Genomic DNA, 23,314 nt, shown 5'->3' on the forward strand with positions numbered 1-23,314 from the left:
GATTCAATACTTTACCGACCGTTTTATTGAGCAGGTAACCAATTTGATTTTGTCTTAGTTGAAATTCGTCAACTCTATCCATCAAACCCTAGTGGTTCTTTGGTAAATGCAAATTCCGACATATGAAAACTCTGCCATTTGCCGTCACCTGGCTTTTTGACAATAAAAAAGCGGACTCGAAAGCCCGCTTTTCATTTTATTGTCACCGTCAATTAAGACTGCTTAATCATATCTACCATGATGGAGACAGATTCATCCAGATACGCATCTGGTGCTTCATAATCCTTCGGCACATCTTCGAGTTTCTTGTATTCAGGTTTACCCAGCGCTTTCTGGCGAACGTTAATGCGATCCAGACGTTCCTGATCCGCTTGCTCACTTTCCTGCTTACGTACTTTTTCATTCAAAGACAAACTATTATCGTCTTTTTCAGCTTTGTACTTAGCGATATCTTGCTGAATAAAACCAAACTCGCGGTCGGTCGCGATACGCTTCTGGTGCTGTACATTGAGCGCTTCAATCTGCTTATGGAAATCATGTAACGGGCTGTATTTCGCCTGATCAATGCTATCCCATGGCAGCGCGTTATCTTCCACGCTCTCACCGGTATCTGCAGCGTCGATAGCCGTCGGGAACGCAATGTCCGGGATCACGCCTTTGTTCTGAGTACTTCCGCCATCGATACGGTAGAACTTCTGAATGGTATACTGGACGTAGCCCAATTCTTTATCGAACAAATCATAGATATGATTGAGCGAACGATGCTGTTGTACCGTGCCTTTACCATAAGAGTTTTCGCCCAGGATAATCGCACGACCGTAATCCTGCATCGCCGCGGCAAAAATCTCAGAAGCCGAAGCACTGTAACGGTTTATCAATACCGTCATCGGACCGCTGTAGCTGATTTTGCCATCGGTATCGCTGTTCACATTTACCCGCCCATAGCTGTCACGAACCTGTACAACCGGGCCACTGGTGATAAACAGACCAGATAATGCCGTTGCTTCGGTCAGTGCGCCGCCGCCGTTATTACGTAAATCGACGATGATGCCGTCCACATTTTTCTCTTTCAGCTCAGCGATCAACTTGTCCGTATCCTGAGACAGACCAACGTAGAAACTCGGAACTTCAAGCACACCGATTTTCTCACCGTCTTTGTCGATGATCTTCGATTTCACCGCACGGTCTTCAAGACGAATTTTATCACGAACAATTGTGACAACGTGACTTTTCGCTTCCTTACCTTCCGGCAAGATCTGCAGCTTCACCTTGGTACCTTTCGGCCCTTTGATAAGCTCCACCACATCGTCCAGGCGCCAACCGATGACGTCAACCACCTCCTCGCCATCCTGACCGACACCGATAATGCGGTCACCTTCTCCCAACTGTTTACTGTTAGAAGCAGGCCCACCAGCCACGAGCGAGCGAATCACCGTGTAGTCATCGGTCATCTGCAGCACAGCACCAATGCCCTCCAGAGAAAGATTCATCTCTGACTGGAACTGCTCTGCATTGCGTGGTGACAAATAACTGGTGTGCGGATCAACCTGGCGGGCAAACGCATTCATGTACAACTGAAACACGTCTTCACTATGGGTCTGGGTCAGACGCTTAATCGCGTTGTTATAACGTTTTTCCAGCGTCTCTTTGATCTCAGGCCAGGTCTTGCCTGCCAGTTTCAGATTGAGTGCGTCATACTTGACGCGCTTACGCCACAAATCGTTGATTTCTGCCAGATCTTTCGGCCAGGCCTCTTTCGAGCGATCGAGCTCAATGGCCTCATCACCATCAAACTTGATTTCGTTATCGAGCAGAGACAGTGCGTACTGAAAACGTGCAAAACGTTTCTCCATCGATAAGTTATACAAGTCAAACGCGATTTGGTTATCGCCCGCTTTCAGTTGATCATCAAGTTCGACGGACCAGGTTTTGAACGAATCAATATCCGCTTGAGTAAACAAGTTGCGATTGTAGTCCAACATCTCAAGATAACGTTCAAAAATTGCTTTAGAGAACTGATCGTCGAGAGTGAAATGCTTGTAGTGAGAACGAGTAAATCTGGATGTGACTCGTTTGCTCGCCGTTTCATGCTGAACTTCTGGAGCAAGAAGAGGAAGGTCTTCTTTATGGAGTTTGGCTTCGAGAGCCTGAGCTGAAGACGCTGCCAGCCAGAGGCCAGCAGCGATCAGAGTTAATTTTGAACGGCATTTCATGCGTAGGAGATTCTCCTTTATGCGCGCAGGTGCTCCGCTTTCACAACCATTTGCAGGCCGTTGCCGAGTTGAACACGCACATCTTCCTTATTGATTTCAACAATGGTCGCAGCCATGTTGCCTTTACCCATGTTCACGTTCACTTCTTTACCGACATTCAGTTCATCAGCATTCAGAGCACGTGTCTCTACTGGTTTTTTGTCTGCTTTTGGTGCTTTAGACTGAGGTCGACGTGCCTGAGGCTTCTTCGCCTTAGGTTTTGCTTTCGCATCATCACGCGCCTGTTTAGCCTGCTCTTTACGACGAGCTTCTACACGAGCCTTGCTTTCAGCTAACGCAGCTTTCGCGTGTTCTACATGTTGCTCTTCTAGTTCACCACATGCATTACCATCGAGATCGACACGAACCGCACCAGCTTTAACGCCGTGCAGGTAACGCCAAGATGACGTGTACTGTCTTAACGCTGCACGAAGTTGAGTTTTGCTTACTTTAGGGTCATCGCTGAGACGATCAGCAAGATCTTGAAAAATACCAATTTTAAGAGGCTGTGCCTCACCTTCTAAAGTAAAGCATTTAGGGAAACATTCAGCAATGTACGCAATTACTTCTTTGCTGTTTTTTAACTTTTCAGTGTTTTCCATGAGGATTCCTGGTTATTGCGGCTGGTCCGCGAAGCATTAAATTCAAATATTTCGGTATTATAGTGACCTGAATACGAAAAACCACAGGCAACAACTAAATTATGCCTTGTTCGCGTGTGAATTAAGCAGCTTTTCTACTTCAGTCATCAAAAACGTGAGTCCTTCTTCATCAGTTTCAGAAAAACGACCAATACTTGGGCTATCAATATCAAGCACGCCGGCGACTTTACCATCAATAGAGAATGGAATTACAATCTCTGAGTTGCTCGCCGCGTCACAAGCAATGTGACCTTCAAAGGCGTGAACATCGTAAACACGTTGTACAGTGTTAGTTTCAACGGCAGTTCCGCACACACCACGGCCAACAGGAATGCGAACACAAGCTGGCTTACCCTGGAAGGGACCTAGTACCAGTTCATCGCCATGCATAAGATAGAAGCCTACCCAGTTAAGGTCTTCCAGTTCCATGTTTAGCAAAGCACTTAAATTCGACAAGTTGGCGATAAGGTCTGGTTCTGATTCCAGTAACGCGACAGCTTGCTTGGTTAAGCGGTGGTAATGTTCTATTTTCATAATAACTTCCGGTGGAAAAATAAAGACTTCATTTAAGGTTCTACGTAGAATCACATCACAGATTAAATAGGATGCATTCTCACTACAATGACGTATACCAGTGACACTATTAGCCGTTCTTGGCTCATAACTCAAGTGAAAAGACATAAGTCTAAGTTGTTGTACGCAAATGCGATTGCGATTGTCGCAACTTTAATCAGCGTACCCATTCCTTTGCTTATGCCCTTAATGGTGGATGAAGTTCTGCTGAACCAACCATCGACCGGTATTGAGCTGATGAACCAACTCTTGCCAGACGGCTGGCAGACGGCCACCGGTTACATCATGTTTACCCTGCTGCTGGTGGTGCTGATGCGCGCGGCCAGTCAACTGCTCAATATACTGCAAAACCGCCAGTTCACCCTGGTTTCCAAGACCATCACGTTCCACATGCGCAGCAAGATGATCGATAAGTTGGGGCGGATCAGCATAAAACAATATGAAACCAAGGGCAGCGGCGGTATAAACGCACATTTAATCACCGACATTGAAACGATCGACCAATTTATCGGCACTACGCTGAGTAAATTCCTGATCAGCCTGCTCACAGTATTGGGTACTGCGATTGTCCTTTTATGGCTCGAATGGCGTCTGGGCCTGTTTATACTGCTGGTTAACCCAATAGTCATTTACTTCTCCCGTATGCTGGGCAACAAGGTCAAACACCTTAAACGACGTGAGAACCAGGCGTTTGAGCGCTTTCAAAACCGTTTAGTTGAAACGCTGGATGGTATTTACCAGCTACGTGCGGCCAATAAAGAGCGGGAATTTCTGGCCCAGCTCACCAAACAGGCCGATGATGTTAGGCGTCATGCCGACAAATATGCCTGGCAGTCAGAAGCGGCCGGTCGCCTCTCCTTCTTACTGTTTCTGCTCGGCTTTGAACTGTTCCGTGCCGTCGCGATGCTGATGGTGGTGTTCAGCGACCTGACAATAGGCCAGATATTTGCGGTGTTTGGCTACCTGTGGTTTATGCTCGGCCCGGTTCAAGAGCTGCTCGGCGTCCAGTTTTCCTGGTACAGCGCTAAAGCGGCCTTAAAACGCATTAACGATTTACTTGAACTCGAAGAAGAACATCGCCCGCCAAGCAAGGTCAACCCTTTCAGCGAAGAGCGGGAAGTTGAGGTGACCATCTCGCACGTCGATTTTACCTACGATGGTGAACACAAAGTGCTCGACGATTTAACCCTGACAATCCCTGCCGGTAAAAAAGTTGCTCTGGTGGGAGCCAGCGGCGGTGGAAAATCGACCCTGATTCAGTTGCTGATCGGTGTCTACCGGCAAAATTCAGGCGAAATTCGTTATAATGGCGAAACCTGTGATGACATCAGCTTTGATGTTATCCGGGAACAAATTGCGGTCGTGATTCAACAACCTGTACTTTTTAATGATACTTTGAGGCATAATCTCACGCTGGGCAGCGATTATGATGAGTTGTCGCTGTGGCGCGCACTGGATATCGCTCAGATGCAGGACGTGATCAGCAAACTGAATCACGGTCTCGATACTCAGATTGGCCGTAATGGTATTCGTCTCTCTGGCGGTCAGCGTCAGCGTCTCGCGATCGCTCGTATGGTTCTGAGTAACCCAAAATTCGTCATTCTTGATGAAGCCACCTCTGCCCTGGACACCGCAACCGAAGCGGCTCTGCATAAAGCTTTAACCGAGTTTTTGAAAGGCCGGACAACCCTGATTGTCGCTCATCGTCTGTCAGCGGTTAAGCAAGCGGATCTTATCTACGTTCTGGAGGACGGACATGTCACTCAGTCCGGCACCCATGGAGAACTGGTTGAACAAGAAGGTTTGTATCAGACGCTATATGGTTCTATTCAATCACACGCTTAATCAAAGCGCCGTTCTTGCAGGTCAGCAACAGCCTGATGTTCAAGACATTACATCACGTGACGCCGTCACTATCGTTTGCAGTGAGCGATGCTCATCGTCGGGAAGCAGCCGATGAAAATCAGGTCACTGACCCAGCATAATACCGACAGCCGGACTATTCGGCTGTGTCAGGGCTGCGAGTTACCGGTTGACGTGGTGGATATCCAACATGGCCGCAGTGCCTATTGTCCGCGCTGTGGTACTCAACTTTATCGTGGCGGCAGTCCGTCTTTATCAGGCAATCTGGCGATTGCCATTACCTGTTTACTGCTGTTTATCCCGTCCCAGTTGTTTGACTTTATCAGCATCCGCCTGGTTGGCGTAATGATTCCGGCTTCATTGCCGGCAGGCATTGTCGCCATGTTTGAAGAAGGTTATGGCGTGTTGGCTGTGCTGGTGCTGTTTTGCAGCACTCTGGCGCCACTACTGGTCTGCAGTTCGGTGGTCACCGCTCACCTCGCCCTGCACAAGCGCTGGTTTCAACTGCTGCGCTATTCGCTGGCCATGATCCACCATCTGAAATCATGGTCTATGATTGATGTTTTCCTGATTAGCATCGCGGTCTCCTGCTTCAAGCTAAAAGACTTTTCTGACATCTTCGTCGGCCCAGCTTTATATAGCCTGGTATTACTGCAGCTGTTTACGGTATTGCTGATCAGTCGCATTAGTGTGCGTCGTTATTGGGAAGCCTGGCAGCCGGAAATTGAATACCCGCTGCATAATAAACAGATACACTGCCATAACTGCCATCTGTCCCAGTGTGAATCGAGTCACTGTGTGCGCTGTCACCATGCACTGCACCACCGTCGCCCGCGTTCAATTGAGCGTACCTGGGCTTATGTGATTGCGGCCGCGGTGGCGATTATTCCGGCCAATATCATTCCGATTTCGATATTACTGACCAATGGTCAGCGCCTGGAAGACACCATATTTTCCGGCGTCGCCTCGCTGATTAACAGCGGCATGATAGGCATTGCGGTGATCATTTTCGTTGCCAGTATTGTGGTACCAGTGGCAAAAATTGTCGGATTGATTTATCTGCTGCTGGCCATCCGCTTTAAGCGCCAGGTGTTTCATCGCCAGCGTATGACCATCTATTACGCTATCAAGTGGATAGGTAAATGGTCCGTGATGGACCTGTTTGTGATTTCAATCATGCTGACCCTGGTGGACCGCGGACAGCTGTTGAATTTTACCCCCGGTTACGGCGCTGTGGCATTTGGTATGGTTGTGGTACTGACCATGCTGGCTGCAGAGAGCCTGGATCCGCGCTTAATTTGGGATAATTACCCAAGCGCCGTTTCTAACAATGAGTCTAAAGATGAGTAAAGAACAGTCGACCCAACCCTCATACTCACCAGATATTCGTCGTAATAAAGGAATATCACCGTTATGGATTCTGCCCATACTGACCATGATTCTGGCTGGCTGGCTGGTGGTGAAAGCCATTCATGATGCCGGTGACCAAATACAAATTTACTTCGCCGATGCCCAGGGGCTGGTATCCGGGCGAACCACGATTCGTTATCAGGGTCTGGAAGTCGGTATGGTGCGTGACATCAAGCTTTCGGCCGATTTATCCAACATCTACGTCGAAGCTGATATCTATCCGGAAGCAACCCGCCTGCTCTCTTCTGAAACCCGTTTCTGGCTGGTAAAACCAACCGCGAGTTTATCCGGTGTCTCCGGACTCGATGCGCTGGTTTCCGGTAACTATATCGCCATTCAACCCGGCAGTGACGTCGAGGGTGATAATGATCATCCGAGTGAGTACCGTGCGCTGGACTCAGCCCCGTCCGATTTACTGGCCGACAGCGGCCTGACCATATCTCTGAAAGCGGCGGATTTGGGCGGTATATCGGTTGGCTCACAGATCGTCTACAAAAAAATTCCAATTGGCGAGGTCTACAGTTACCAGTTAGACGAACAATCCAAATCGGTCATCATTCAGGCTTCAATTCAAGAGCAGTACCGCCACATCATCACCTCCGAGAGCCGATTCTGGAACGTCAGTGGTGTCGGGGCCAAAATTGGTTTTAACGGCGTGGATGTGCATTTGGAAAGTCTCAGTGCACTGATCGGTGGCTCGATCGCGGTGGATTCACCAGACGACGGTGAGCCCGTTGAGCAGAATACCCAATTCAGGCTCTACAAAGATTTGCAGACTGCAGGGCGCGGGATCCCCGTGACCATCAACCTGCCTGACAACAACAACATCAACCCGTCCGGTTCACCAATCATGTACCGCGGAATTGAAATTGGCCAGATCACCAACCTGCAGCTTAAAGATGATCACATTGTCGCGTCCGCCGCGATTCAACCGGCCTTCAGCGATCTGCTGACCAGCGGCAGTCACTTCATCCTGGAAGAGGCGAAAGTATCCCTTTCCGGCGTCAAAAACCTCGCCAATCTGGTAAAAGGCAACTACCTGACTCTAGTGCCGGGTGAAGGCACCAGAGCCCGTAAGTTTACCGCCATCCACCAGGTCGAATTTGACCAGAAGCAGTCGAAATCGATTTCTGTTTCCCTGTATGCCGACAGCTCATTTGGCCTTGATACCAATACCCAGATTCTCTATCGCGGCGTACCTGTGGGAACAGTTACCGATGTTGAGCTAACCGAAGATGAAGTGAAATTCACCCTGTTGATCGACGAACAGTATGCGCACCTGATTCGATCGCGCAGCCGCTTCTACGTCACCGGTTCAGCCAATGCCGAGCTGACCGAATCCGGGCTGAGTGTCTCAATTCCTCCGGCCAAACAGCTGCTGACCGGCTCAATCAGCTTCGTCAGCGAAGGCAGTGAAAAAATTGAGCACAGCTATCGTCTGTATCAAAGCCGTTCTCTGGCTGAAATCGCCAAATATAATCAGTCTGGCTCACAAAAACTGACGCTGTTTGCGCGGGAACTACCACCCATCAGCGCGGGGAGTCCGCTACTGTACCGCAATATGAAGGTCGGTGCGGTCTCTGACTTTAAACTGACCCAGGACGGGGTGCAAATTGAAGCAACGATCGAAAACCAGTACAAACATCTGCTGACAGCCCAAACCGTATTCTGGAACCGTTCTGGGGTTGAGATGGATGCCTCTCTGTCCGGTATTAAACTTAAAGCAGCACCACTGCAGACCCTCATCAAAGGTGGCATTGCCTTTGACAATATTAAGGGCGTAGAGAATAAAGTGGGCAAATTGTGGAAGCTCTATTCCGATTACCAACAGGCACAGAAATATGGCGAAGAGATTGAACTGACCGCCAGCGGCGACACAGGTATTTCCGTTGGCACAGCACTTAAGTACAACGGCGTCCAGGTGGGTGAAATCACCCAAGTGACTCCGGACTTTGCCTCAGATGATATTGTGCTTAAAGCGCGTATTCAGCCAGACTACGCGCCGTATATCGCGCGCAGCGGCTCAGTGTTCTGGGTTGCACAGGCCAAAGTCGGCCTGAAAGGAGTGTCCAATCTGCAAAACCTGCTGACTAAATCGATTGAGGTTAAGCCTGGCCAGGGTGCGGCAAGCAAACGCTTTGCGCTGGCCGCGATCCCTTACCAGCCACCAGGTCTTATCCTTACTCTGCAAAGTGAAAGCCGCGGTTCAGTTGATGTCGGTACACCGGTGTTGTACCGGGAAATGGAAGTTGGCCGGGTAACCGAAGTTAAATTGGGCAACCTTGCCGATCGGGTTATCTCAACGATTGAAATTGATGCCCAGTACGCCTATCTGGTGCGGGAAAACAGCGTGTTCTGGAATACTTCCGGACTGGACGTCTCCATCGGCCTGACCGGGGCCGACATCAAAGCAGGTACTGTGGACAGCCTGTTACGTGGTGGTATTACCTTCTCCACGCCGGAGCAAAAACAATTAGCGCCTGCCGCAGGCAAAGGACACACATTCTACCTCTATCCGCAGGCACAAAAAGAATGGACCAGCTGGCGCCCAGCCATCCCAAGGCCTTAACCAGTTAAAGAGTTCGATGACAAAAGGCAGCGCTGAGCTGCCTTTTTGTTTCCCTGCCACCTGCCCTAAAGCAATCCACACCGAAGCTCGCATCAGACATCGCGTTAGGTATATAATTCGGCTCCAAATTCCAGACTGAGACCCTGTTTTGCACTCGAATATCGCATTACCTGAAGAATTTCTCGCCACCATCGCTGAGATCCTGCCCCCGACTCTGAACATGGAGGACTTTGTTGCAGCCTGCCAACGCCCGCTGCGCAAAAGTATCCGGGTTAACACGCTGAAAATCAGCGTGGACTCCTTTGTGCAACGAGCACAGGAGAAAGGCTGGTCACTGGAGCCGGTTCCCTGGTGTGATACCGGATTCTGGATCGAGGCCGACGAAAGCGTGGTTCCGCTGGGTAATACCGCAGAGCACATGGCCGGCTTGTTCTATATTCAGGAGGCCAGCTCAATGATGCCGGTTTCAGCGCTGTTCACGGACGCTCAGGACGAGTTTAATGCGGTGCTGGATATGGCCGCTGCGCCGGGTTCCAAAACTACACAGATTGCCGCACTGATGAATAATCAGGGCGTATTGGTTGCCAATGAATTTTCCGCCAGCCGGGTCAAGGTGCTACACGCCAATATCGAGCGATGCGGTATTCGCAACGCCGCGTTGAGTAATTTCGACGGCCGCGTGTTTGGTGGCTGGCTGCCAGAGCAGTTCGATGCTGTATTGATCGATGCCCCCTGCTCAGGTGAAGGCACCATACGCAAAGATGCCGATGCGATGAAAAACTGGAGCAAAGCCTCAGTGTTGTCGATCGCAGAGACCCAAAAAGACCTGATAGAGAGTGCGTTTCAGGCGCTGAAACCGGGCGGCGTGCTGGTTTATTCCACCTGCACCCTGAGCACAGAAGAGAACCAGCAAGTGTGCTGGCATCTCAAAAACACCTATGGTGATGCTGTTCAGTTTGAGCGTCTTGATAACCTCTTTAGCGAGGCCGACAAAGCCATCACTGCTGAAGGATTCTTACATATTTTCCCGCAGGTGTATGACTGTGAAGGCTTCTTTGTGGCTCGAATCAGAAAACTGGCCGCAGTTGAAGCACCGGCCGTTCAAAAACGCCTGGGTAAATTTCCATTTGAGAAAGCAAGTCACAAAGTCACTGCCGACATCACTCGTCAACTGCAAGAGGCACTGGGAATCACCTTACCGGTTGCGAGCAGTGTCTGGCTGCGTGACAACGATGTGTGGTTATTCCCGGATGCCCTGGAGCCTATGCTGGGTGAACTGAGATTTTCCCGTATGGGGATCAAAATCGCCGAAGCGCATAAAAAAGGCTATCGCTGGCAGCATCAGGTTGCCACCACGCTGGCAACCGGCAATGAAACCCAGTCAGTACAACTGACCACGGCAGAAGCCCGTGAATGGTATATGGGCCGTGATGTTCGCCCGGAGAGTCAAAGTGGTCAAGGCGAAGTGATTGTCTGTTACGGTAACGATGTGATTGGCTTAGGAAAATGGGTTGGTAACCGAGTCAAAAATGGTCTGCCACGAGAGCTGGTCAGAGATAAAAACTTATTCTGACCGGTAAACATCAGCACAATATTCTGCACTATTCGCGCGAAAAACTGAGTCTGTACTACACTTAACGTAAAGTAGTCCTGACGTTTGTTCAGCAGTTTCAGACTCGATAACTAGCGCAGGCTCTGCGGAGCCATTCCCCTGGGCCCAAACGCCTTACGTTTCGGGCCTATTTTTTTGTGTTCTGCTGCGTGCACAGACTGACTGATTAAACTGACCTGCTGACTAAGCGAGCCGTATTATCACAATAAAGCACTGATGCCATAAAAGCACTGATGCCATAAAAAACGGCCGCCATACAGGCAGCCGTTAATGCGTGTGGATATCCCAGAGCATTCACTGTGGCCACAACCATCAGTCAGCCAGACGGATCCCGTCCTGCTCAATCACGATCTTGCCCTGCTTAAACAGGCCGCCGATGGTTTTCTTGAAGGTGCCTTTACTGGTGCGGAAGGTAGCGAAAATCGCTTCCGGGGTAGATTTATCACTCAGTGGCAGGAAGCCACCTTTCTTTTCAAGGGTTTCAAGAATTTTGCTGCTCAGGTCATCCATTTTCGCGACGCCGATTTTCTGCAGCGCCAGATCGATCTTGCCATCTTCACGGATATTCTTGATGTAACCTTTCAGGCGCTTACCGATAAACAGCTTGCCGAACACATCTGACGGGAAAACCATTCCCCAATGTGCGCCGTTGACAATCGCTTTGTAACCCAGCTCTGAACGCTCAGCGATGATCAGATCAACCTGCTCGTTACGCTGATAGTTGGCCGGCGTTTTATCCAGCCACTTATTAAACTTGGTCGTACCAACAATGCGACCAGAGGCTTTATCTGTGTAGACATACACCAGAACGTTTTGCCCGGCAGTAAAGCGCTTACGCTGCTCACTGAAAGGAATCAGCAGACCTTTGTCTTTAATTCCCCAGTCCGCAAACGCTCCGGTGCTGTTCACACCTTCAATTTTCATCAGGCCCCATTCACCCACCTGGGCGATTGGTGTTTCTGTCGTCGCTGCCAGCTGGTTCTCTGAATCGAAGTAAAGGAACACATCAACAAAGTGCCCCACCTCTAGGCCTTCCGGCACAAAGCGGCTTGGCAATAAAGTCGTACCAAATTCACCAGCATCAAGAAAGACACCAAAATCGGCAATTTTTACAACTTCTAGACTATTAGTCTGACCAACGTTAATCATTTAAAACTGTCTCACATCAAATTTGCAGAGATTATACGTGATCTCTGATATGCTTTCCCCCATTGAACAGAGAAAATTGAGCAATTTTTTCAGGAGTTTTCATTGATCACTGTCGATAAACAAGATGCCGTTACCCTTAAGATCTCTTCCGAGATGTCGGACAGCAAGAAGCTCGATCTGGATATGTATCTGTTTATTCCCGGCGAATTAGGTTTAACACCGGAAGTGATGTCCGAGGGAGAGTTTTTCTACAGTTCCATTCATCAAAAACGGTCTTACTACAGTAATAAAATTCTGTTACCGCTGGTGCACAGCCGTCTGGCGCAACGCGGCCGTCTCTCTTCTACCCAGTACCGAGTCAGTCTGAGTTTGTTCGCCTATCAGTATGTTATTGCGCTGGACAAAGCGGTCAACCAGCTCAATGAATCAAGTGACAATGTCACTTCTGATGAAGTGGATACGGTGATTGAGTTGTCGCTCGATATTCTCAAACGTTTACGCCGTAATATTCCTTACGAAGAAACCATCAAACGCTATTACGCCAATATTGATAACTACTTGTCCTGGTATACCGAGCAGAAGTTTCTCTCTATGGTGGCTAAATTAAGCCGCAATTCTGAATACAAGACGATTAAAGATCGCCTGATCACTCTGGTCGAGAAAGAACAGGCTCACCGGGCACTTAATCACTACAACTCGGAAAAAGCCGACACCGACATTACCCGCTTAAGCAATAAAATGCGTCTGCTGCGACGCCTTATTGAACATCCGATTATTCTGCGGGAAAAAGTCACCTCACTGGGTAAAAATATGAAGCGTGCGGTAAAAGGCATCGCCACTGGTTTAGTCATGGTCGTGGTAACCATCACGGCAATTACGGCGCGGGATTACTGGGGCGAAATCACCGCTTCATTCATCATCGCCATGTCGTTCATTTATGCCTTGCGTGAAATTTTTAAAGACGATTTACGTGACATCCTATGGCGCGTTATTCGTAAAGGGAAACCGAAATGGCGCCGTCGCTATTTCGATCCGACCACAGGTAAAGAAGTGGGCCAGAAAGACGAATGGCTCGACTACAAAAGCTTGGCACAACTGCCGGACAGCATACAAAACATTCGCAAGAAACGTGTCGTGCAACGTGAAGAGCAGATCCTCCACTACCGCTCGCAGACCGAGATGTCGACCTCCCATTTTATGAGCGGTTATGAAGCGACACGTGAGAGCATACTCATTGATTTGCGTACCTTGACCCGCTTGATGGATAAAGGCTCCAACCGTATCTATCAGCTAAACAACGGTCAGGTAAGCCGTGAGTCGGTTGAGAAACGTCATCTCATCAATCTGATCGTCAAAGAGCGTAACTATAAAGACAAGCCGCGCTATTATCGCTGGAAAATCGTGTTAAACCGAAGCAAAATCGTCGATATTGAAACCATCGAGCTCAGTTAGCATCACAGCATACCTGCTCAGCGAACACGGTTTAGCGGGCAAGAGAGGCAATCATAGTGACTCGCCTGTGATCAACAGAGTTATCCGCTCTTCACGGCTTTAAGGGATAACGTCAGCCAGAACTCCGCCATCGCTTCATCACCATGCAGCGATGGACAAGTGGCGGTAATTTTTACCGCCTGATTCACTCGCTGACCCGTGGCCAGCGTTTCGTCCAGCATGGCGTCAATCAAAGGACCATCGTCGCAGCGAAAGCAGACATCGGCTTCAGGCCTTTTGAGAAATTTCGCCTCGACTTCTTTAAACGCAAGTGACACCGTCACTTTTCGTTGCTGCGCTTTATACATAGCAAGAAAGCCCCCCGCCACATCTGCGCCAACGGCCAACACGCCAAAATACATGCTGTTGAGATGATTGCGATTGCGCCGTTTAAGCGGGATACGGACTATGACTGAGTTATCGTCAAGCGTGAGCAGTTTCGGCCGGCAATACCAGATGAGCGGCACTTTCATAAAGCCGAAATAGTTAAGGTAAAGATTCGCTTTGGTGAGAGCAGAGAGCATAGGACTGACCTTACTAGTTATGGTTATAATTATCGTGACAACTTCAGTTGTCAGACCAGTTCACTTTAGCGCTGCATTATTGTCAATCTGTATGGTTAAAAAACAAGAAGCCAGCCGTATTTGGCTGGCCTCGTTGCGCATCCTTATCAGATCTCAGGTCGCGTTTCAGAAGTTAAAAATCGCTTCGGCCTGGGTATTTTCAACCAGGTAATTTTGTAGCTTGAGGTGGGTTTCCAGTGCTGTCGTGACAATCAGTACCGGTTTTTTAGCCTGCAGGGCCGCTTTAAACACAATGTCAGCCAGCAGGGTTACAGATTCGCTGTCCGGATTGTACAGGTACGACAGTGCCGCATTGTCCTTATCAAGCCCCAAAGTAAACTGAGTCAAGGATTCCCAGTCAATCACTACGCCATCGAAATATTGCAGCAAACGCTCAGCGACCATAACACTGGATGGCACACTGCAGCTGTAAAGCACTTTAAGGCCGTTCAGGCCGCGCGGCAGCCCCTGCTCAGCCAGACGGTCAATGATAGTCGCTGCATCACTTAAAGTACGAACAAAAGGCACGACAATTTCAATATCCAGCCCCTGGTTGCGCAGCTGCTTGATCACCTGACATTCCAGTGCAAACGCCGGTGCATACGCTTGAGATGCGTAGCGGGAAACACCGCGCACACCCATTGCCGGATTCACTTCATCGGTTTCCAGGCTTCCGCCAAGCAGCGCCTGATAGCCGTGGCTATCTGCCGAACTCAGACACACGCGCAGCGACTGATGATGAGGCTGAACCGCCGCGCCGATTTTTTCCACCAGAGTGTCGACAAAATGTTCGGCAATACTTTTACCGCCCAGCATGGCTTCCAGTGAACTTTTTTCCAGTTCAGACAAACTATCAGTGCCCGTGACCAGAGCCGGATGATAAAAGACGCTCTCGGCAATGAGCTCAGATAAAGAGACAAACAGATAAGAGCTTGGTGCCTGTTCGGTTGCTTTTGGCAAGGTATTTCCCAGAGCCAACTGCTCATGGATGGTTACGTTGTGTTCTAAACTCATTACTGCTCCGTTTATCATTATGTTGTACATGTCGAAAATACCTAGAGAGCCGCAGAAAAACAAGCCCACAACTCAATATTTATTGATTATTTTTGCATAAATTTTCACTTTACAGGAAATAGAACACCTCTTATCGCTTAACAGTTTATTATGCCCCCTAAATTCGTTATCTTTACTACCTCGCAATAAGAGGACAGGCTATCCTATGCCATTACAAACTGATGAATTAAGAACCCAAGCGCTGGGTCCGATGCCTACTCCGGCAGAACTTAGCCAAGCCCACCCGATTACGGATGAGGTTGCAGAGCGAATTGCCAACTCCCGTGGCCAAATTGAACGCATTCTTTCCGGAGAAGATGATCGCCTGCTGGTGATTGTCGGACCTTGCTCTGTACACGACACTGAAGCGGCGCTGGACTATGCACAACGCCTGAGTGCCATTCAGGGTCAGTACGCGAACGAACTGTTTATCGTGATGCGTACCTATTTCGAGAAACCACGTACGGTTGTCGGCTGGAAAGGCCTGATTACCGATCCAAACCTGGACGGCTCTTACGCACTGGAAACCGGTCTGAATAAAGCACGCCAACTGCTGCTGAATATCAATAAACTGGGCCTGGCCACAGCCACTGAGTTTCTGGATATGATCACCGGCCAGTACATTGCTGATCTGATTAGCTGGGGCGCGATCGGTGCCCGCACCACTGAATCCCAGATCCACCGTGAGATGGCTTCTGCATTATCGTGCCCGGTCGGTTTTAAAAATGGTACCAATGGTAATGTGAAAATCGCCATTGATGCGATCCGTGCCTCTCAGGCCTCACATTACTTCTACTCGCCGGATAAAAACGGCCGTATGACCGTATATCGCACCAGCGGTAACCCATATGGGCACGTGATTCTGCGCGGTGGCGACAATGGTACCAACTATGATGCGGCCTCTGTAAATGAAGCATGTGCAGCTCTGGCTCAATTTGATCTGCCACAACGTCTGGTGGTTGATTTCAGCCACGCTAACTGTGAAAAGCAGCACCGCAAGCAGCTTGATGTCGCCAAAGACATCTGTCAGCAGATTGAATCCGGCAGCCACAAAGTGGCCGGCGTCATGGCAGAAAGCTTCATTGTGGAAGGCAACCAGCCAATGGACGATCTGGACAACCTGACCTATGGTCAATCTATCACCGACCCATGCTTAAGCTGGCAAGACACCACCAGCATGCTTGATATGCTGGCTCAATCTATTAAAGTGCGCCGTGCTGGCTGATCAGCCGCATCGGTTAATTTATTAAGGAAAAACTAACATGCCTTCTTTCGATATTGTTTCAGAAATCGATACTGTTGAACTGCGTAACGCGGTCGATAACTCAAACCGAGAGCTTGCGACCCGCTTTGACTTTCGTAACGTTGACGCCAGTTTTGAACTGAAGGATGAAACAGTAAAACTGGGCGCTGAAGGTGATTTCCAGCTGCAACAGCTGATGGATATTCTGCGTAGCAACTTGGCTAAACGCGGCGTAGACCCACGTTCAATGGAAGTGAAAGAGTCTGTTCATTCTGGTAAGAACTGGTACAAAGATGTCCTGTTCAAACAAGGGATCGAGACTGACCTGGCGAAAAAAGTGGTGAAACTGATCAAAGACGCCAAACTGAAAGTTCAAGCGTCGATTCAAGGTGATAAAGTTCGTGTCACCGGTAAAAAGCGTGATGATTTGCAAGCGGTTATGGCGCTGCTGCGAGGGAGTGATCTGGACCACCCGTTCCAGTTTAATAACTTCCGTGACTAACTCACTGACCAATAAAAAATCCAGCCTCAACGCTGGATTTTTTATTACAGATAACTCGTAATCACCCAACTCATCCGGTTACCCAGACTGCTTCTCTATCGCCACCGCATTAACGCAATAGCGCAATCCGCTTGGTGGCGGACCATCCGGAAAAACATGCCCCAGATGCGCATCACAACTGTTGCAACGCACTTCTACCCTTGGCGTCGCTAGTTGAGTGTCGATATGATACGAAATCGCATTCTTGGTCGCCGGTTGTGAAAACGATGGCCATCCGCTGTGAGAATCAAACTTTGTTGCTGAATCGAACAGTAAAGTCTGACAACACACGCAATGGTAGATCCCGGGCTCAAACTGCACACACATGTCTGAAGAAAACGGACGCTCCGTGCCATGCTCTCTGGTCACGTAGTACTGCTCTTCCGTCAACTCAGCCTGCCACTGCTGCGGAGTTTTCTCAACCCGGTGTGAAGGCGCCAGATTCCCCTGCTGCGCTAATTCCACCACATCCTTCCAATTCAGCATATTTCCCCCTCGGTTAGCCTTTTGCACCAACCGTGTGAACAGTGAATTTGTCAGACTGCCTAAAAATCTCATCAGTCCGTCTTAAAAAAATAGCCCATCACCGATGAGCTATCACACATTGTTGCGTTACGCACACGTAAAAAATAAACAGTACCTAGCGAAACAGTATCTAGCGCTTCAAAGCCCGATCTCTTCCGATAAGGCTTTAATCTGCTCCAGATCCATGCGACGCACGCGGATCATCTGATCAATCTCACTGACGCGCGAATTTGCCTCATCCTGCTTATCACATGAGTCAGACTTAGCATCCCAGGAAGCCCCTTCAAGATACGCATCGCAATCATTTTTAAGCGTTTTAATTTTCGGCACTAAATCATCACGCTCTTTTTGCAGCGATTCCAGTTCCTGTTTGATTTTTAACTCTTTTTGGAACAACTCACGCGAACGTTCAAACATCGTTGCCTGCATATCTGCCTGACGATTTAACTTGTCGTTCTTCTCATCCGCTTTAGCCAGATCTTGCTTGCGGTTAGACAATTCAGCTTCCAGCGAAGCATTGACTTTTTCCAGCTCGGTCACTTCTCTCTGTAATTTGGTGAGCTCTGCTTTGTTCTGTTCACGCTGATCGTCCAGCGCAGTCTGCAACTTCTCCTGCCACTCTTGGTTGAGTTTTTCAGTACTGTCCTCTACCTGAACTTTCTGATCTGCACCGTCTTGCTGCGCCTGTTTATACTGAGTTTCCAGCGCCTGATAGGTGGTTTCCCATTTGGAAGCGGTCACCGAAGAGCCGACCAAACCGCCTAAAGCCAGACCCAGTGCAGCGGCAATACCGATATAGAGATAACTGCGTTTATCGCGCTCTTCAATCACGACCACATCGTCGTGGTCGTCTGAATGTTTTTGGTTCAAGTTTTACTCCTAAATCCCATCAGCGAATGAGTTCAGTCACCACGACCGAGATCGTATAAATTACCAAAGCGGCGACCAGTGTCACGACGATGCCTTTTTGCGCTTTTTCACTGGTACCATAGCGAATCAGAAAAAAAGCTAAGGCAATCAATACTCCGATTGTGATCAGTCTGATCATAACTCACCCCTTTATCTATATCTCTTTATACCACTTATAGCGTATCAAAGGTCAGAGAAAAGTTTAATCCGGCACATCTTGACCAAGAATGACGCATTCCATTGAATTTGTAGATGACATCACACTTTGTTTTGGCTAATATTCTCGGGCAAATTATCTAACCATATAGATAATTGTTCCAATGAAGACTGCAGGAGAGAGGTTGTTAACCTATTTTTAACAAATAGGCCAGACATACCCGCCGAAGAAGTAAATCTTTCAGGTGCTTTATTCTTCCCCAAGAAGAATAGCGAGGACTGTAGTTGGAGGAACCTCTGGAGAGAACCGTTCAATCGGTCGCCGAAGGAGCAAGTTCTGCTTATCCACTAAGCAGAGTGAAACTCTCAGGCAAAAGGACAGAGGAGTGAAAGGTTATCCGGGACAGCCTGTCTGTTACTGGCTATTCGCATTTTGATCAATGAGATCCGCCCTTTCTCTCTTCTCCTTAGATTTTGTTTATTAAGGGGAAAATATGACCAACCTTCTTTCATTATTACAAACTATTGATAGCTTCGTATGGGGCCCACCTCTACTTATTCTGCTGGTCGGAACCGGTATTTATTTCACTTTTCGTTTGGGCCTGTTGCAATTCCGTCATCTTCCGACCGCACTTAAAATGGTATTCAGCCGTGATAAATCTGAGTCCGCGCAGGGCGATGTGTCCAGTTTCGCTGCGTTATGTACGGCTCTATCGGCCACAATCGGTACAGGTAATATTGTGGGTGTGGCAACCGCAATCAAACTCGGTGGCCCGGGCGCCCTGTTCTGGATGTGGCTCGCTGCTCTGTTCGGCATGGCGACTAAATATGCTGAATGCCTTCTGGCGGTAAAATACCGTAAAACCGATGCCAACGGTCAGATGATTGGTGGCCCGATGTATTATCTGCAATACGGTGTAGGTTCAAAAGTACTGGCGGTCCTGTTTGCGGTATTCGCACTGGGTGTGGCATGCTTTGGTATTGGTACGTTCCCGCAAGTTAATGCAATTCTGGACGCTACTGAAATTTCATTTGGCGCATCCCGTGAAGCCTCTGCTATCGTTCTAACCCTGCTGGTGGCCTTTGTTACCATTGGTGGTATTCAGTCGATTTCCCGCGTTGCCGGCAAAGTCGTACCAGCTATGGCAGTATTTTATGTCATCGCCTGTCTGAGTGTGATTGTCACCAACGCCGATCAGCTGTTAAGCGCTCTGCAACTGGTACTGACTTCCGCATTCAGCTCATCAGCAGCGACCGGCGGTTTCCTGGGCGCAAGCATCATGCTGGCCATTCAGTCCGGTATTGCGCGTGGCGTCTTCTCCAACGAATCTGGCCTTGGCAGCGCACCGATGGCAGCGGCGGCAGCCAAAACCAACTCTTGTGTAAAACAGGGCCTGATCTCGATGACCGGTACTTTCTTCGATACCATCATCATCTGTACCATGACCGGCCTGGCTCTGATCCTGACAGGTGCGTGGCAAAGTGATTTCTCTGGTGCCGCCATGACCACACACGCCTTTGCCGTGGGCCTGAACTCAGAAACCATCGGCCCGATGCTGGTGTCGGTTGGTCTGATGTTCTTTGCGTTCACGACGATTCTGGGCTGGAACTACTACGGTGAGCGCTGTGTCGTCTTCCTGTTTGGCACCAAGGCAGTACTGCCATACAAGGTGGTGTTTATCGCTCTGGTCGCATCAGGCGCATTCCTGAAACTGGATATGATCTGGGTGATTGCCGATATCGTAAACGGACTGATGGCGATTCCAAACCTGATCGGTCTGATTGCACTGCGCCACGTCGTGGTTGAAGAAACCAAAGTATTCTTTGCCCGACATACCCGCTCTGAACAAACATCACTCGCCTCACAGCAATCATAATCGGGCTGCGGCATCGTAAAGATGCGATTGCAGCGATCAAAAAAGCGCTCGTTTGAGCGCTTTTTCGTATCTGACTCAGACCTAAATTATGCTGCATCTTTTTCCAGCAGTAACTTTACGCCAAGTGCCACCAACACCAAACCGGTCGTGCCTTCCATCCAGCGCATAAAAGAGGTATTTTTAAGTAAGTTCTTGGCTGAACTTAACGCGCCCGCCAAACCGCATTGCCACACCATCGCAATCACAAAGTGAATGGCTGCCATCAACAGAGATTGCAGTAACGGCGAGTATTCCGGATTGATAAACTGAGGCAAAAACGCAAGATAGAACACCGCGGTTTTCGGATTCAGTACATTGGACAGAAAGCCCTCACGCAGCGAGCGTTTCACACTCAGTTCGGTGTGTGACAGCGTCGCCACATTCATGCCCTGCCCGGTTTTCAGCAAGGTACGCAAGCTAGAGATACCGAGCCAAATCAGGTACGCCGCACCAATCATTTTCATAATGTGAAACAGTTCAGCCGACTGAGTCAGGATCGCAGAGATGCCAATCGCGGAAAACGTCGCGTGCACAAACAAGCCGGCACAAATCCCCAAACTGGTGACACAACCATCAACCATACCGGCGCGGGAGGTATTACGAATCACCAATGCCGTATCCAGGCCCGGAGTTAAAGTAAGAATAGTTATTGCGATAAGAAACGCTTCAATGTTCTGGATGTACATATCAATCCCTGAAAATTCACAAGAAAGAACCTTATACCGTAAAGCGCTTGAACTGTCTTTAACAGATTACCATCAACTAAGAAAAGCCCTGCGATCATTGCAGGGCTTCAGCAATTAAAGCTCGACAGTCAGATTAATATCGCCAATAGCAAAGCGTTCAGTTAAAACGATCGATTCCGCTATCCTTTAAGAATAGCTATCGTTTAAGAATAAATGACCTGAGGCAAAACCGGGGACTGCGCTGCCTCGCCGCTAAATCCGCTGCCACTGCCGGCGCCACCGCCTGAGTTGAGGTTAACGCCGGCGCCGGAGAGATGAACACCTGCCGGATCAACTTTGACAAAACTGCCGCCCGCTTTAACCGTGATTTCACTGCCCGCTTCAATCACCACTTTTTGGCCCGCTTTAATGTGCACTTCACTGCCTGAGTCATTCACCCAGACACTGCCAGCTTTAATATGCAAAGAACCATCGATGATCAGAGTTCGGTTGCCGGTTACGGCTTCGCGCTGTTCATTGCCGACGGTCTGGTGCTGATTGTTTTTGATCTGGCTAAAGCTATCGTTTTCCACCGTCAAATGCTGATCGTGCTTCACCACAGTGGTGCTGTCATTTTCCACCACCGCATCGAAATCTTTCTGGGCATGCAGATAAATCTGTTCACTGCCCGCCTGATCTTCAAAACTGAGTTCGTTATAACCTTCACCCTGATGCGTTTCACTACGCAAAATGGTTTTCGTTTTATGGTCCGGTAACAGGTAAGGTGCCGTGTTAGTCGCATGATAGGTACGTCCTGTTACAATCGGCTGATCCGGGTCGCCATTGAGAAACGAGACGATAACTTCGTGGCCGATGCGCGGTATCGCCACCATACCGTATTGACTGCCGGCCCATCCTTGAGAGACTCGAACCCAGCATGAGCTGTGTTCATCCCCATTCGAGTAACGATCCCACGGGAAATGCAGTTTTACCCGGCCGTATTCATCACAGAAGATCTCTTCGCCTTCCGGCCCCACCACCATCGCCATCATCGGGCCATCCACCTGAGGTCTTGGCTGAGGCCGGGCACGCCAGGTCACATGGCCCGGAATCAGAGTAAACTGATTCGCATAAGTCGTCGCGCCGCTTCCCGCCGCTTCTTCCAGAGCTTGTGGTTGAGCGCCCTGGTGAAAAACACTGACCACCAGCCAATCCCGGTTCATTTCATCATCAGAATGGTCTTCGAGATCAAACCGGGTTCCGGCACGCAATAGCGGTTGATTACTGGTGCCGCTCGCTATACGAGCGTCACGACGTAAATACTCAAGGCGGATTTGGCTGAATGCTTTACCATTCACATCATCTTTGTAGCGTCCTGGCGCATCAAAATGCTGATAACCTGCCCGCTGATATTGCATTTCAGTGCCGTCAGCACTGTGGGCAAATGAGTAGGCTGGTTTTTTAAAGCTGTAGTCCTGCATACAGACCTGGCTGACTTCACTTTGTGTATGCTGGTTCAGGCCTGATATGTAAGGGCTGTCCATCACGCCACCGGCTAACGTATTGTAAGCAACCGGATCCGGTAGTTTAGGCAAGCTGTCGGTCGCATCGCTGAACACCAACGTATGCTTCCCTTCTTCATGGATGAAACGGTACACAAGGCCCTCTTCCGCGGCGAGGCGCAGTAAGAAATCGAGGTCAGATTCACGGTATTGAACGCAGAACTCGCGTTGACTGCACTCGCGGGTCAACGCAAAGGCGTAATCATTAATGCCCATTTCCTGCAGTAATACCGACAATATCTCCGGCACTGTTTGCAGTTGGAATATGCGACTGTTGTGACGCAGAGACAGACGTTCTAAGGCCGGAACCAGAGTCAATGCATAAAAGCTGTGGTGATGCCCGGTATCTGCCTGAGTAAACTCACGCACAATGCCGTTCACTCGCTGTACCAACTCTTCGTCCCGATACATTCTGAGTTCAGCCTTTTGGTCAACGACCATATCCGCGCTTAGATTCGCTTGCCGGCTGGCCAGTTGCAGACGAAAACGAAAGCCATGACATGCGTCACCGTTGATCAGTTCACTGGATAAGGTTTCGTGTCCATCAAAGGCACGCACAACCAGTGTGTCTTCTTCCAGTCCTTCCACATGAATCTGATACTTTAACGTTGCCATTCTGCC

At 49.2% G+C, this 23,314-nt stretch carries 18 protein-coding genes, 1 pseudogene and 1 riboswitch; of the genes and pseudogenes, 8 read left to right on the forward strand and 11 right to left on the reverse strand.

Annotation, left to right across the window (positions count from 1 at the left end; translation table 11 throughout):
* Positions 1–212: 212 nt before the first annotated feature.
* From prc to KNV97_RS11100, 3 genes are all read right to left on the reverse strand, one after another.
* The gene (prc, locus tag KNV97_RS11090; protein ID WP_218563110.1) at positions 213–2,213 is read right to left on the reverse strand and encodes a carboxy terminal-processing peptidase; all 2,001 of its coding nucleotides are present in this window, start codon (positions 2,211–2,213) and stop codon (positions 213–215) included.
* Positions 2,214–2,230: 17 nt separating this feature from the next.
* Positions 2,231–2,854 carry an RNA chaperone ProQ gene (gene proQ, locus KNV97_RS11095; protein ID WP_136486512.1) on the reverse strand — a complete coding sequence of 208 codons (624 nt, stop codon included), beginning with the start codon at positions 2,852–2,854 and terminating at the stop codon, positions 2,231–2,233.
* Positions 2,855–2,953: 99 nt separating this feature from the next.
* Entirely contained in the window at positions 2,954–3,427 is a 474-nt protein-coding gene (locus KNV97_RS11100; RefSeq protein ID WP_136486514.1) for a GAF domain-containing protein, read from the reverse strand.
* Positions 3,428–3,514: 87 nt separating this feature from the next.
* Between KNV97_RS11100 and KNV97_RS11105 the strand changes: the two genes are divergently transcribed.
* The 4 genes from KNV97_RS11105 to rsmF all read left to right on the forward strand — a co-directional run bounded on the left by KNV97_RS11105 (position 3,515) and on the right by rsmF (position 10,881).
* On the forward strand, positions 3,515–5,311 hold the full coding sequence (locus KNV97_RS11105; RefSeq protein ID WP_218563111.1) for an ABC transporter ATP-binding protein: 1,797 nt from the start codon (positions 3,515–3,517) through the stop codon (positions 5,309–5,311).
* 111 nt (positions 5,312–5,422) lie between these two features.
* Positions 5,423–6,679, forward strand: a complete 1,257-nt coding sequence (locus KNV97_RS11110) for a paraquat-inducible protein A (RefSeq protein ID WP_136486518.1) — start codon at positions 5,423–5,425, stop codon at positions 6,677–6,679.
* Positions 6,672–9,308, forward strand: coding sequence for an MlaD family protein (locus tag KNV97_RS11115; RefSeq protein ID WP_218563112.1), 2,637 nt, complete (start codon positions 6,672–6,674; stop codon positions 9,306–9,308). Before KNV97_RS11110 ends, KNV97_RS11115 begins: the two co-directional genes overlap by 8 nt.
* 148 nt (positions 9,309–9,456) lie before the next feature.
* Positions 9,457–10,881: a 16S rRNA (cytosine(1407)-C(5))-methyltransferase RsmF gene (gene rsmF, locus KNV97_RS11120; protein WP_218563113.1), complete on the forward strand. Its 1,425-nt coding sequence runs from the start codon at positions 9,457–9,459 to the stop codon at positions 10,879–10,881.
* 351 nt (positions 10,882–11,232) lie between these two features.
* Here the strand turns inward: rsmF and KNV97_RS11125 are convergent, their stop codons facing one another.
* A complete protein-coding gene (locus KNV97_RS11125) occupies positions 11,233–12,069 on the reverse strand; it encodes a CvfB family protein (RefSeq protein ID WP_218563114.1) in 837 nt (278 codons plus the stop codon).
* Positions 12,070–12,171: 102 nt separating this feature from the next.
* Here KNV97_RS11125 and KNV97_RS11130 point away from each other — a divergent pair, with 102 nt between their 5' ends.
* Complete coding sequence (locus KNV97_RS11130; protein ID WP_136486526.1) at positions 12,172–13,521, forward strand: hypothetical protein; 1,350 nt, start codon at positions 12,172–12,174, stop codon at positions 13,519–13,521.
* Between the two features lie 80 nt (positions 13,522–13,601).
* Here the strand turns inward: KNV97_RS11130 and KNV97_RS11135 are convergent, their stop codons facing one another.
* Both KNV97_RS11135 and KNV97_RS11140 read right to left on the reverse strand, forming a co-directional pair.
* Positions 13,602–14,084 carry a PaaI family thioesterase gene (locus KNV97_RS11135; RefSeq protein ID WP_218563115.1) on the reverse strand — a complete coding sequence of 161 codons (483 nt, stop codon included), beginning with the start codon at positions 14,082–14,084 and terminating at the stop codon, positions 13,602–13,604.
* 165 nt (positions 14,085–14,249) lie between these two features.
* Positions 14,250–15,137, reverse strand: a complete 888-nt coding sequence (locus tag KNV97_RS11140) for a putative PEP-binding protein (RefSeq protein WP_218563116.1) — start codon at positions 15,135–15,137, stop codon at positions 14,250–14,252.
* A 205-nt stretch (positions 15,138–15,342) separates the two neighbouring features.
* Between KNV97_RS11140 and KNV97_RS11145 the strand changes: the two genes are divergently transcribed.
* Both KNV97_RS11145 and KNV97_RS11150 read left to right on the forward strand, forming a co-directional pair.
* Complete coding sequence (locus KNV97_RS11145; RefSeq protein ID WP_136486532.1) at positions 15,343–16,401, forward strand: 3-deoxy-7-phosphoheptulonate synthase; 1,059 nt, start codon at positions 15,343–15,345, stop codon at positions 16,399–16,401.
* Between the two features lie 37 nt (positions 16,402–16,438).
* Positions 16,439–16,921: a YajQ family cyclic di-GMP-binding protein gene (locus tag KNV97_RS11150; protein ID WP_136486535.1), complete on the forward strand. Its 483-nt coding sequence runs from the start codon at positions 16,439–16,441 to the stop codon at positions 16,919–16,921.
* 78 nt (positions 16,922–16,999) lie between these two features.
* Here KNV97_RS11150 and msrB read toward each other — a convergent pair whose 3' ends face one another.
* From msrB to KNV97_RS11165, 3 genes are all read right to left on the reverse strand, one after another.
* Positions 17,000–17,446 carry a peptide-methionine (R)-S-oxide reductase MsrB gene (gene msrB / locus KNV97_RS11155; protein WP_218563117.1) on the reverse strand — a complete coding sequence of 149 codons (447 nt, stop codon included), beginning with the start codon at positions 17,444–17,446 and terminating at the stop codon, positions 17,000–17,002.
* Positions 17,447–17,623: 177 nt separating this feature from the next.
* Positions 17,624–18,355, reverse strand: coding sequence for a chromosome partitioning protein ParA (locus KNV97_RS11160; RefSeq protein ID WP_218563118.1), 732 nt, complete (start codon positions 18,353–18,355; stop codon positions 17,624–17,626).
* Between the two features lie 19 nt (positions 18,356–18,374).
* Entirely contained in the window at positions 18,375–18,533 is a 159-nt protein-coding gene (locus KNV97_RS11165; RefSeq protein WP_168797035.1) for a hypothetical protein, read from the reverse strand.
* A gap of 304 nt (positions 18,534–18,837) precedes the next feature.
* Positions 18,838–18,942, forward strand: a riboswitch (glycine riboswitch).
* A 102-nt stretch (positions 18,943–19,044) separates the two neighbouring features.
* Here KNV97_RS11165 and KNV97_RS11170 point away from each other — a divergent pair.
* Positions 19,045–20,427, forward strand: a complete 1,383-nt coding sequence (locus KNV97_RS11170; protein ID WP_218563119.1) for an alanine/glycine:cation symporter family protein — start codon at positions 19,045–19,047, stop codon at positions 20,425–20,427.
* 86 nt (positions 20,428–20,513) lie between these two features.
* Here the strand turns inward: KNV97_RS11170 and KNV97_RS11175 are convergent, their stop codons facing one another.
* On the reverse strand, positions 20,514–21,152 hold the full coding sequence (locus KNV97_RS11175; RefSeq protein ID WP_218563120.1) for a LysE family translocator: 639 nt from the start codon (positions 21,150–21,152) through the stop codon (positions 20,514–20,516).
* 221 nt (positions 21,153–21,373) lie between these two features.
* Positions 21,374–23,308: pseudogene (locus tag KNV97_RS11180) on the reverse strand (type VI secretion system Vgr family protein); the annotation flags it as partial.
* Between the last annotated feature and the right edge of the window lie 6 nt (positions 23,309–23,314).

Origin of the sequence: Vibrio ostreae (genome assembly GCF_019226825.1) — a bacterium.
GTDB classification, from domain to species: Bacteria; Pseudomonadota; Gammaproteobacteria; order Enterobacterales; family Vibrionaceae; genus Vibrio; species Vibrio ostreae.